The sequence below is a fragment of the Phytohabitans kaempferiae genome, assembly GCF_042433955.1.
GTDB lineage: Bacteria > Actinomycetota > Actinomycetes > Mycobacteriales > Micromonosporaceae > Phytohabitans > Phytohabitans kaempferiae.
Genome location: NZ_JBHLUH010000039.1, coordinates 50444 through 62523 on the forward strand (window position 1 = coordinate 50444; position 12080 = coordinate 62523).

At 72.5% G+C, this 12080-nt stretch carries 6 protein-coding genes; 1 reads left to right on the forward strand and 5 read right to left on the reverse strand.

Going from position 1 to position 12080, the window contains the following annotated elements; translation table 11 throughout:
* Positions 1 to 29 precede the first annotated feature (29 nt).
* The 5 genes from ACFFIA_RS18890 to ACFFIA_RS18910 all read right to left on the reverse strand — a co-directional run bounded on the left by ACFFIA_RS18890 (position 30) and on the right by ACFFIA_RS18910 (position 9653).
* Positions 30 to 1724, reverse strand: a complete 1695-nt coding sequence (locus tag ACFFIA_RS18890) for an ABC transporter ATP-binding protein (RefSeq protein ID WP_377252784.1) — start codon at positions 1722 to 1724, stop codon at positions 30 to 32.
* Positions 1721 to 4246, reverse strand: coding sequence for an ABC transporter ATP-binding protein/permease (locus ACFFIA_RS18895; RefSeq protein WP_377252786.1), 2526 nt, complete (start codon positions 4244 to 4246; stop codon positions 1721 to 1723). The genes ACFFIA_RS18890 and ACFFIA_RS18895 overlap by 4 nt, the downstream gene beginning before the upstream one ends.
* 277 nt (positions 4247 to 4523) lie before the next feature.
* Positions 4524 to 5540, reverse strand: a complete 1017-nt coding sequence (gene meaB / locus ACFFIA_RS18900; RefSeq protein ID WP_377252788.1) for a methylmalonyl Co-A mutase-associated GTPase MeaB — start codon at positions 5538 to 5540, stop codon at positions 4524 to 4526.
* 55 nt (positions 5541 to 5595) lie between these two features.
* Positions 5596 to 7860, reverse strand: coding sequence for a methylmalonyl-CoA mutase (gene scpA, locus ACFFIA_RS18905; RefSeq protein WP_446686974.1), 2265 nt, complete (start codon positions 7858 to 7860; stop codon positions 5596 to 5598).
* The gene (locus tag ACFFIA_RS18910; protein ID WP_377252792.1) at positions 7806 to 9653 is read right to left on the reverse strand and encodes a methylmalonyl-CoA mutase family protein; all 1848 of its coding nucleotides are present in this window, start codon (positions 9651 to 9653) and stop codon (positions 7806 to 7808) included. Before ACFFIA_RS18910 ends, scpA begins: the two co-directional genes overlap by 55 nt.
* A gap of 682 nt (positions 9654 to 10335) precedes the next feature.
* Here ACFFIA_RS18910 and ACFFIA_RS18915 point away from each other — a divergent pair.
* Positions 10336 to 12066, forward strand: coding sequence for an FG-GAP-like repeat-containing protein (locus ACFFIA_RS18915; RefSeq protein WP_377252793.1), 1731 nt, complete (start codon positions 10336 to 10338; stop codon positions 12064 to 12066).
* The last annotated feature ends 14 nt before the right edge of the window (positions 12067 to 12080 follow it).

Genomic DNA, 12080 nt, shown 5'->3' on the forward strand with positions numbered 1-12080 from the left:
GCCGCGCCGGCGTCGATTGTCCATTGTGGTCAGGAGGCGCCGGTCAGCGTCCAGCCGGCGGCCTGCTCGCGCTGTCGCCAGTACGCGGCGAACCCGCCGCCCGCGGCCAGCAGCTCGTCCAGCGTGCCCGCCTCGGTGACCTTCCCGCCGTCGAGGAAGAGGATCTGGTCGGCGCGGGCGATGGTGGAGAGCCGGTGCGCGACGATCAGTGTCGCCCGCTCGTGGCCGCCCGCCTCCAGAGCCCGCACGACGGCACGCTCGTTGGCGTTGTCCAGCGCGGCGGTGGCCTCGTCCAGCAGCAGGATCGGGGCCTGCTTGAGCAGCGCGCGGGCGATGCTGACCCGCTGCCGTTCCCCGCCGGACAGGGTCGCGCCGCGCTCGCCGACCCGGGTGTCCCAGCCGTCGGGCAGCCGGCCGACGACCTCGTCGAGCTGCGCCGCCGCCGCGGCCGCTTCGACCTGCTCGTCTGCGGCGTGCGGGGCACCGAGGCGGACGTTGTCGCGCAGGCTCGCCTCGAAGAGGTACACGTTCTGGAAGACGATGCCCAGCTGCCGCATCAGGTCGGCCGGGTCGTAGTCGCGCACGTCGTGGCCGAGGACCCGGACACTGCCGGAGTCGGTCTCGTGAAAGCGGGCGATGAGCGCCAGCAGCGTGCTCTTGCCCGCCCCGGACGGGCCCACGATCGCCGTGGTGGTGCCGCGGCGCACCGTGAACGACACCCCGTCGACGGTGGTGCGGCCGGACTCGTAGCCGAACCGCACGTCGCGCAGCTCGATGGCGGGCTCGGCGAGGTCCGGGGCGGCGCCGTTGCCGGCGAGCACCGGCGCGGCCAGCAGCTCGCGGACGCGACCGACGGTGCCGCGCAGGTTTTGCAGTGCCGGGGACAGCTCGGCGAGCGTGGTGAACGGCTCGACGAACCGCACCGCCACGACGACCAGCGCCACCGCCTGGGCGCCGGTCACGTCCGCCAGCACCGCGGCCACGGCGAGCGCCAGCAGCGCGACCTGTGCGGTGAGGCCGAACAGGATCTGCCCCGGCACGCCCCAGCCGACCAGGCGCAGCACCGCCGCCCGCTGCCCGGCCAGGGCCCGGCCCACGGCGGTACCGTCGGTGCCGGCCCGCCCGGCCGCGCGCAGCGCCGCCTGTGCCTGGGCCAGCTCGATGACGCGTTCGGCGGCCTCCTGGGACGCCGCGGCATACGAGGCGTCCGAAGCGCGGACGCAGCGCATGCCGGCCCACAGCGTGCCCAGCAGCAGCGGTACCGCGGCGAGTGCGACCAGGCCCAGTCGCGGGGCGATCAGCAGCAGCCCCAGCCCGATCAGTGCCGGCGTGAGCAGCGCGTTGATCGCCGGGGTGACCAGCCACGCGATCGAGGAGCACAGCTCCCGCCCGGCGGAGGTCAGTGCCCGGCGCGCCTCGGCCCGCCGGTCGGTGGTCAGCCAGCCCAGCGGGATCCGCTGCAACCGGTCGAGCAGGCGTCCTTCCAGGACGTTGAGCAGCTCGAAACCGATCGAGAAGCCGGCACCGGCGACCCGGTGGTCGACCAGCCAGCCGACCGCGACGAGCACCGCGAAGACCGCGGTCCAGGTGAGCGTCCCACCATCGCCGAAGATCGCCGACAGCAGCGGAAACAGGCTGAGCAACGCCGCGGCGCGAATCACGGCGCTGGCCGTCAGCAGGCCGAGGTAGCGGGCGAGCGCGCGGCGGTCGATCAAGCTGATCATGCGGTCACCCTCTCGTGGCTGGCGGCCTGCCACAGCTCGCGGTAGAGACCTGGCGTGGCGAGCAGGTCGTGGTGTGTGCCCTGCTGCACGACGCGACCGCCGTCGAGGACGACGATGTTGTCGGCGCCGGTGACGGTGTGCAGGCGGTGGGCGATGACGAGGACGGTGCGGCCGGCGGCCAGGCGGCTGAGCGCCTGCTGCACGTGGTGTTCGGACTCGGGGTCGGCGTAGGCGGTCGCCTCGTCGAGCACGAGGATGCCCGGGTCGGCCAGCAGGGTACGCGCGATGGTCAGCCGCTGGGCCTCGCCCCCGGACAGGCGGGCGCCGTGCGTGTCGTACCCGGACGGCAGCCGCGTGATCCGGTCGTGGATGCCCGCGGCACGGGCGGCCCGCTCGACCTGCTCGCGCGTGGCGTCCGGGCGGGCCAGGGCGATGTTGTCGTGTACGGTGCCGCGCACGAGCATGACGTCCTGGAACACGAACCCGACCCGGCGGTAGAGGTCGGTGGGGGACACGTCGCGCAAATCGACGCCGTCGATCGTGATGCGGCCCCGCGACGGATCGTGAAACCGGGCCAGCAGCGCGGCGAGGGTCGACTTGCCCGCGCCGCTCGGACCGACCAGCGCGGTGACCGTGCCGGGCGCCAGCCGCAGGTCGACGTCCTCCAGGACGCTGTGCCGCCCGTCGTAGCTGAACCCGACGCCGTCGAAGCGGACCACGTGCCGGTCCCCGGCCAGCTCCGCGGGCCGCTCGGGCCGCGACAGTTCCGGTTCGTCGAGCAGCAGGCCGATCCGCTGGGCGGCGGCGCGCGCCTCGCGGACCGAGCCCATCCCGTACGCGGCGGCCAGCAGTTGGCTGCCGAATGTCGCCCCGAGCAGCAGGAACGGCACCAGGTCGACCGGCTCGAGCGCACCAGCGCCGACCAGCAGCCCGCCCGCGGTGAGGATCAGCAGCAGCGACGACAGCGGTCGGGTCATCAGGTCGAGGACGGTCTTGCGGCTGGACAGCGGCCGCTGCCAGGCGTCCAGGAAGCGGGCGCGTTCGGCCAGGTTGGCGCGGAACCCGCCAGCCGGGCCCGCGTCGTAGGCCCGGGCGACGGTGAGCCCGTCCAGGTACGCCACGGCCTCGGCGCCGACCCGGGTCTCCCAGGTCGTGAACCGGGCCAGCTCGGACGCCGACCCCTGCACCATGCGGGCGGTCAGCAGGAGGAACACGATCAGCGGAACGATCAGGATGGCGGTGAGCCAGCCGGAGACCGTGGCCAGGTAGACCAGTACCGCCAGCGGGGCCGCCAGCGCGGCGACCACGTCGAGGACGGCATGGGTGACCAGGTAGTGCAGGTCGGTGGCGTCATCCTGGACGGCCTTCTTGACCCGTCCCGAGCTGTGCTCGCCGAACCAGCCCAGGGGCAGGCGGGACAGCTTGTCGACGACCGCGGTGCGGATCTGGTGTCCGAACCGGGCGTCGACCACGTGCATGGCCACGACCAGCAGCCCGGCCAGCGTCGTGCCGGCGCCCATCAAGACCAGTGCGAGCACGCCCAGCCCGGCCAGGCCGTCGTCGTCGGCCAGCAGCCGGCGGCACAGCTCGACCAGCACCAGGTAGGGAGCCAGCCGCAGCAGTGTCACCACCGCCTGGAACACGCCGGCCAGGATCAGCCGTGACTTCAGCGGGGCGAGCAGTCGCGCTCCGGCACGCGAGCGCCACCGGCCAGCCGTGGCCGGAGGCGAGGTCGCCACCTCAGCCACCTCGGCCGCCTCGGCCGGTGCGGCTGGCCGCTCCCGGTCCTTGCCCATGGCCTTGCCCTTGCTCCAGTACGCCCGGCCGTGCACGTCGGGCTTGGGGAAGCCGAGTTCCCTCAGCCTCGCCCGGACGTGCTTGACGCTCGCGGTCTCGCCGGTGACCCAGGCGAACCAGTTCGACCAGTCCCGCTCGCCGATCGCGCGGGCCAGCGTGGCCGGGTCGCCGCCGGCGGGCTGCCAGATCACGGTGCGACCCGGGTGCGCGGCGAGCGGGATGTCCCGGTCGTCGTCGTGGAACTGCTCCAGCAGTACCTGGACCGGGGTGGTGTCCGGAATGGTGGCGAGGATCGCGTTGATGCCCGGGATGGACGCGGCGTCGCCGACGAGCAGGTAGCCGTCGGGCGCCGGATCAGGGGTGACGAAGTGCGGCGAAGCCCACCAGGACATCGCGATGGTGTCGCCCGGCTCCGCCTCGCGCGCCCAGGCGCTGGCCGGGCCGGCTGGCTCGTGCAGCAGGAACTCCAGCGTGAAACTGCCGGTGTCGGGGTCCGGCTCGACCAGGGTGTAGCCGCGCTGGTGCTCGCGTCCGGATCCGTCGGGGTCGGGCGCCCACAGGCGTACGAAGTTGGCCGGGTCGATGGTCTTGCCGTCGAAGAAGGTCGGTGCGGCGAACGTGATGCGCCGGTAGTGCGGTGTGACGTCGTGGACGGCAGTGACGGTGATGGTGTGCTCCTGGGCGCCGAACACCTTCATCACGGCGCCGCCGTAGCCCCTGGCCATCAGGCGTCCCTGCGGGTAGCGGCCAGCGCCCGGCCGGGCGGAAACTGGGCGACCAGACCGGCGGCGGTCGCGGTGACGATCAGCACGAAGAAGTCCGCCCGATGTGCTTGCCGGTCCGGACCACATCCTCGACGGTGAAGGTGGCCGCCCGGCCGCCCTTGCGCATAGGTTAGCCTTCCCTTAGTTAGGGTGCATAACTTAGCCGTACGCCAGCGCCTCGTGCAAGCCCCCGACAGGGCTTGAGCGGTGCGGCAGGCGGTCCGGGCGGTGCGCTCCGCTATCGGGCGCGGTCGGGTCCGGTGCCGTCCTCGGTGAAGGCGGCGAGGATCCGGTCCGCGGCCACCGCCGGTGTGATGGCACCGTCGAGCACCTCGCGCTCGATCCGGGGCGTCAACGCGATGACGGTGGGGTCGGTGCGCAGGCGGTCGAGGAGGTTTCGGCGTACGGTGGCCCAGATCCAGTCGAGCTGCTGGCGGCGGCGGCGACGGTCCAGATCGCCCGAGGCGGCGAGGGTGTCGTGGTGGCGCACCAGTTGCCGCCACACGTCGTCCAGCCCGGTCCCGTCCAGCGCGCTGCAGGTGACGACCGGTGGCTGCCAGGCGCCATCGGGGCCGCGCAGCAGCCGCAGGGCACCGCTCAGCTCGCGGGCGGCCCGGCGGGCGTCGGTGGCGTGGGGACCGTCGGCCTTGTTCACCGCGATCACGTCGGCGATCTCGAGCACGCCCTTCTTGATGCCCTGCAGTTGGTCGCCGGTGCGGGCCAACGCGAGCAGCAGGAAGGTGTCGACCATGTCCGCGACCGTCGTCTCGGACTGGCCGACGCCGACCGTCTCCACGATCACGGTGTCGTAGCCGGCCGCTTCGACGACCACGACGGCCTCGCGGGTCGCGGCGGCGACGCCACCGAGCGTGCCGGCGGTCGGCGACGGGCGTACGAACGCCCGCGGGTCAGCGGCGAGGCGTGACATCCGGGTCTTGTCGCCCAGGATGCTGCCGCCGGTGCGCGTGGAGGAGGGGTCGACGGCCAGGACCGCGACCCGGTGGCCGGCGGCGGTGAGGCGGCTGCCGAGCGCGTCGATGAAGGTGGACTTGCCCACGCCGGGTACGCCGGTCACCCCGATCCGCCGGGTGCGCGTCGCCGCGGGGCCGAGCCTGACCAGCAGTTGCTGGGCCAGCGCCCGGTGGTCGGGGCGGGTCGACTCCACCAGCGTGATCGCCCGCCCGATCCAGGCGCGCGAACCCGACCGCACCCCGGCGGCGTACTCCTCGATGTCGACGGGGCGACCGCCGCTCATGCCCGTCCTCGCCTCGCCGCCGGCGGGCATGCGGCTCCAAGCGCGCCGCGCCCGCTCATGCGGCCGGGTGACCGAGCCGGGCGGACAGCTGGGCCAGCAGGTCGAGCGCCGCGTCCGCGATCACGGTGCCGGGCGGGAAGATGGCCGCCGCACCGGCGGCGCGGAGGGCGTCGTGGTCCTGCGGCGGGATGACGCCGCCGACAATGATCATGATGTCGTCGCGGCCGAGCGCGGCCAGCTCGTCCCGCAGCGCGGGAACGAGGGTCAGATGCCCGGCGGCGAGGCTGGAGACACCGACGATGTGCACATCCGCCTCGACCGCCTGCTGGGCCACCTCGCCAGGGGTCTGGAAAAGCGGCCCCACGTCGACGTCGAAGCCGAGGTCGGCGAAGGCGGTGGCGATCACCTTCTGGCCGCGGTCGTGGCCGTCCTGCCCCATCTTGGCGACCAGGATGCGTGGCTGGCGCCCTTCGGCGGCGGCGAAAGCGGCGGCCGCCTCGCGCACCTTGTCGATGTTGGTGCCCGGGCCGGCCTCGTCGCGGTACACGCCGGTGATCGTACGGATCCGGGCCGCGTGCCGCCCGTACACCTTCTCCAGCGCGTCGGAGATCTCGCCGACGGTCGCCTTCGCCCGCGCCGCGTCGATCGCCATCGCGAGCAGGTTCTGCTCCAGGCCCGGCCCGCGCGAGCCGTCCAGGGCGGCGCCGGCGGCGCGGGTGAGCGCGTCGAGGGCGGCCGCGCACGCCGGCTCGTCGCGGTCGGCGCGCAGGCGGCGCAGCTTCTCCACCTGCTGCTGCCGGACCGCCTCGTTGTCGACCTTGAGTACGTCGATCGGCTGGTCGGCCTCGGGCCGGTACTTGTTCACGCCGACCACCGGTTGCCGGCCGGAGTCGATCCGCGCCTGCGTACGGGCGGCGGCCTCCTCCACGCGCAGCTTGGGGATGCCCTCGTCGATCGCCCGCGCCATCCCGCCGGCGGCCTCCACCTCGCTGATGTGCTCCCACGCGCGCGCAGCCAGGTCATGGGTGAGCCGCTCGACGTAGGCGCTGCCGCCCCACGGGTCGATCACGCGGGTGGTGCCGGACTCCTGCTGGAGTACGAGCTGCGTGTTGCGGGCGATCCGCGCGGAGAAGTCGGTGGGCAGCGCGAGCGCCTCGTCCAGCGCGTTGGTGTGCAGCGACTGCGTGTGGCCCTGAGTCGCGGCCATCGCCTCGACGCAGGTGCGTACCACGTTGTTGAACACGTCCTGCGCGGTCAGGGACCAGCCGGAGGTCTGGCTGTGCGCCCGCAGGCTCAACGACTTCGGGTTCGTCGCCCCGAAGCCGCTGACCAGCCGGGCCCACAGCAGCCGCGCCGCGCGGAGCTTGGCGACCTCCATGAAGAAGTTCATCCCGATGGCCCAGAAGAACGACAGCCGCGGCGCGAAGGAGTCGATGTCGAGCCCGGCGTCCCGCCCGGCGCGCAGGTACTCCACACCGTCGGCGAGCGTGTAGGCCAGCTCGAGGTCGGCGGTCGCCCCCGCCTCCTGGATGTGGTAGCCGGAGATGGAGATCGAGTTGAAGCGCGGCATCCGCTGCGAGGTGAACGCGAAGATGTCGGAGATGATCCGCATCGAGGGCTGCGGCGGGTAGATGTACGTGTTGCGGACCATGAACTCCTTGAGGATGTCGTTCTGGATGGTCCCGGAGAGTTGCTCCGGCGCCACCCCCTGCTCCTCGGCGGCGACGATGTAGAGCGCCAGCACCGGCAGCACCGCACCGTTCATGGTCATCGACACGCTCATCCGGTCCAGCGGGATGCCGTCGAAAAGCTGTCGCATGTCGTAGATGGAGTCGATGGCCACGCCCGCCATGCCCACGTCGCCGGCCACGCGCGGATGGTCCGAGTCGTACCCCCGGTGTGTGGGCAGGTCGAACGCGATCGACAGGCCCTTCTGTCCGGCGGCGAGGTTGCGCCGGTAGAACGCGTTCGACTCCTCGGCGGTGGAAAAGCCGGCGTACTGCCGGATGGTCCACGGCTGGGTCGTGTACATCGTCGGGTAGGGGCCGCGCAGGAACGGCGCGATGCCCGGATAGGTGTCCAGGACGTCGAGCTGGGCCAGGTCGCTCGCGGTGTACAGGGGCGGGACGGCGATCCCCTCCGGCGTCTGCCAGGTGAGCTCCTCGGGGTCCATGCCGGTCTCGGCCCGCACCGCGGCGCGCCAGCCGGCCACGTCGGTGCCGGCGGTCGCCCCGCCGAGCACGGCCGACGAGAAGTCCGGGATCATCACGGCACCTCCAGGTCGCGCAGCGTGGTCTCCAGCACCTCGACGGCGTCGCATCCGCTGTACAGGTAGCTGTCCACCGCCTCGTACCCGCCCGGACGGCCGGCGAGCCAGATCCGGCGGGCACCGGCGGCGGCCAGCGAGGACGCGGCCGCCTCGGCGGCGTCCCCGTACACGCGGTCGGACGAGCAGAGGCAGGCGACCGCCGTACCGCTGGCCCTGAACGCCTCGGCGGTCTGGCCGTCGCCGGTCACGGCGGCGATGCCGCCGGCGGCGAAGAGATTGGCGGCGAAGCTGGCCCGGGCCGTGTGCGCCGAGGGCGGTCCCAGGGTCGCCAGGAACACGGTCGGCCGGGCGCCGGTCGCGGCGGCGTGGGCGTCGCTGCGCTCCCGCAGCCGCTCGAACGCCTCCGCGTAGTGGTGCCGCGGCAGCCCACCTGCCGAAGGGGCCGTGGCCGCCGTGGCGGGCTCCCGAGGGAGGCGCTCGTCCAGCTGGGGGAACTCGCTGACGCCGGTGATCGGATCGCGCCGGTGGGCGATGCCCTCGGCGCGCCGCTGCCAGGTCTCGGCGAGCCGGTCGGCGACCAGGCCGCTGCCGAGCGCCGCGGCCATCCCGCCGGCCCGCTCGATCTCGGTGAACCAGTCCCAGGCCGCCCGGGCGGTGTCCTCGGTCAGCCGCTCCAGGTACCAGGAGCCGCCGGCCGGGTCGACGACCCGGCCCACGTGCGCCTCCTCCAGCAGCAGCGAGTGCGTGTTGCGGGCGATCCGACGGGAGAAGCCGTCCGGCAGCCCCAGCCGCTCGTCGAACGGCCGCACCGTCACCGCGTCGGCGCCACCGACCCCCGCCGCGAAACACGCCAGGGTCGTGCGGAGCATGTTGACCCACGGGTCCCGGATGGTCATCATCGCCGCCGAGGTGACCGCGTGCTGCCGCTGCGCGCCCGCCTCGGGCACACCGCAGAGCTGCGCGACCCGGGACCAGATCCGGCGGGCCGCGCGCAGCTTCGCGATCGTGGCGAACTGGTCGGCCGTCGCCGCGTACCGGAACTCCAGCTGCCCGAAGGCGGTCGCGACGTCCAGCCCGGCGTCCGTCAGCGCCCGCAGGTAGGCCACGCCGGCGGCCGCCGCGCAGCCCAGCTCCTGAGCGTCGCCGCCGCCCGCGTCGTGGTAGACGGTGGCGTCCACCGTGAGCGCCCGCAAGCGGGGGTATCCCGCCGCGCACCGCTGGGCCAGCGCCGCGACCGCCGGCAGCGGCACCAGCCCTTCCCGGCCGGTCCGGGCGCGCAGGCCCAGGGGGTCCAGGCCCAGGTTGCCGCGGATCTCGGCCCGGTCGGCGCCGCTGGCGTCCGCGACGGCGAACCACGCGTCCGCGGCCTCCAGTGCGCTGCCGCCGGCATCCAGCACCACCCCGGCCAGGTCGAGGTAGACACCGTCGAGAACGTCCGGCAACGCCTCGACGGCGAGCGCGTCCTCGCCGAACGCCAGCCAGACCGACGTGATGCCGTTCTCCAGGTCGGCGTGGATCGCCTCGTTCGTGATCTTCGGGCCGGGATCGGCGTGCCGCTGCCGTACATCCCAGCCGGTGGCCACCGCACCGGCCGCACGCCCACCCCGGGTGAACGGGAACAGGCCAGGCAGGCCCGCCACCGGTTGGCCGTTCCTGCGGGTGTACAGGGGCGCGGACCGGACGCCGTCGTGGCTCGTCGTGGTCAGCAGCTCCTCGACGGCCTCGGCGGTGGCGTCTTCGCCCGCCGCGCCGGTCTTGCGCAGCACACCGAGCGCCAGCCGTCGCCACTGCTCGACCGTGGCGGCCGGGAAGTCGGCGGCGAGCGGAAACTCGCTAGATGGCATGAACGGATATTAAGCACGTAACACTGATGTCTCCCTTAGTTGTGATCATGTCCACGCATGGTTGCCGTCGCCCGAGGGTCGGGCAACCCCGCTCGGGCGTCGCCCGGGGCTGACCGCGACTCGTCGTCACCTGACCGCCCAGGGCGCTCGACGACATACGATCCGGCTCAAGAGACAGACCTGGGCTACCGCGCTGTCCGCCGCGGTTCAGTCCGCTGCTCCCGCGGCCTCACCCGCCGCGGTCCACGACCCTCCGACCTCGCCCGCGGCACCGAGAGTTCGAGCGCTCTATCGCGCTGACCGTGTCCATCGGCGCGGAGGTCGGCGTTACGCGGTCAGTGCGCTTTCGTGCCGGCGAACGACTGGACCGATCGTCAGATCGACCGAGGGATCCGGCGCCTTCTGGCGGCATCATGACCGTGCCCCCTCTCTGGTAGCGGAGCACGGGGAGCGGGAGGGCCGGGCAACGGCACGTGAACGACGGTCCATATATTCCGGATACATCGACATCTACCGTCCATGGACGCTCGTGGCCCGCGTCGATAGTCTCCCTGCCGTGGTCAGACGTGGGATTCCTTTAGCGATTGTCGCAGTCGTCCTGGCAACGGTCGGTGCCGCTGGCGGGCAAGCCAGTGCGGACGACGTGCCTTACCTGAGCCCGGTCTCGGCCGAGGCTTCCAGCGTGCCGGTGGACCCAGCCGCCGCCGACACGACGGTGGTGCGCACACGGGCTGAACTGGTCGCCGCGCTCGCCGCCGCGACCGCGGGCGACACCGTGTTCGTCGACGGTGCGGCGTCCATCAATCTCACCGGTCTCAAGCGGATCCCGATCCCGGCCGGCGTGACACTGGCCAGCAACCGAGGGCAAAGTGGCGCGGCAGGTGGCCTGCTGTACAACACCGAGCTGCAACTCGGCGACGGTGGCGAGACGTGGGCGCAGTTTCTGGTGACCGGCGCCGGCGTGCGCGTCACCGGGTTGCGGCTGCGCGGCCCCGACACCGAGATCCGTGACACCGCCTACCAATACGACAACTCGCGCGGCATCGAGGCTGTGGGCGCGTCGGACCTGCTCGTGGACCGCAACGAGATGTGGGGCTGGTCGCACGCCGCCGTGTACCTGGGCAACACCATCGAAGGCCGGGTCTACAACAACTACATGCACCACAACCGGCGCACCGGCCTCGGTTACGGTGTCGTGCTCTACGCCGACGCGAGCGCGCTCATCGAAAACAACACCTTCACCCAGAACCGGCACGACATCGCGGGCAGTGGCATCCGCACACAGCGGTACGAGGCGCGGTTCAACGTGACGTCGGCATACGCGGGCTCGCACGCCTTCGACATGCACGGCGAAAACGAGACGCAGCACAACGGGCAGCCCTGGGCCGGCGCGGTGATGCACATCAAGCACAACAGCTTCCGCAGCGCCTCCTACGCGGGTGTGGCGGTCCGCGGGCGGCCGTCGATCGGGGCCTGGATCTCGGGCAACTGCTTCGCCCACGGCGGCGCCAGCACGGCCACGCGGCAGGTGCACTTCTCGGGCAACTTCCACGTGGGCGCCAACACCTACGGCACGACAACCGGAAACTGCCATCAGACCGGCCGGCGCGTGGCCTGGCAGCTCTCCTCGGGCGGCACCGGAAGCTGGACAGCGGTCGCGCCGTACACCTATGACGTTTCCGAGCTGGGCTTCGGTGACTTCAACGGCGATGGGCGCACCGACGCCTTCCGAGCCACCGGATATCGGTGGTACTACTCGCCGGGCGCCACCGGCAAGTGGGTCGGTGCCGCCACGTCGAACCAGACGATCAGCGGGCTGCGGTTTGGTGACTTCAACGGTGACGGCAAGACCGACGTGTTCACCTCCGCCGCCGGTCAGTGGCAGTACTCCTCGGGCGCGGTCGGGGGGTGGCAGGACCTGGCGACGTCCAATGTTCCCCTCGCTGACCTGCGGTTTGGTGACTTCGACGGTGACGGCAAGACCGACGTGTTCCGCACCGACGGCCTCCAGTGGTACTACTCCTCGGGAGGCACGTCGAGCTGGCGTGCGCTCGAGCGCGCCGAGATGCCCATCGGGTCGTTGCGGTTCGGAGACTTCAACGGCGACGGCAAGACCGACGTGTTCACCGTCGTCGACGGGCGCTGGCTGATCTCGTGGGGCGGCGCGTCGAAGTGGCAAGAGGTGAACAACTCCAGCACCGGCCTGGTCTCGCTGCGGTTCGGAGACTTCAACGGCGACGGCAGGACGGACGTCTTCCAGAGCAGCGGCGGCCGGTGGTACTACTCGTCGGCGGCGCAGTCGAGCTGGATCGCGATGGCGCAGAGCGGGTGCCCGGTCACCAGCCTGCACGTGTCCGACGACTTCAACGGTGACGGAAAGGCCGACGTCTTCGACGGTCGCTGCGGCGGCTAGCTCGCCGTGCGGGC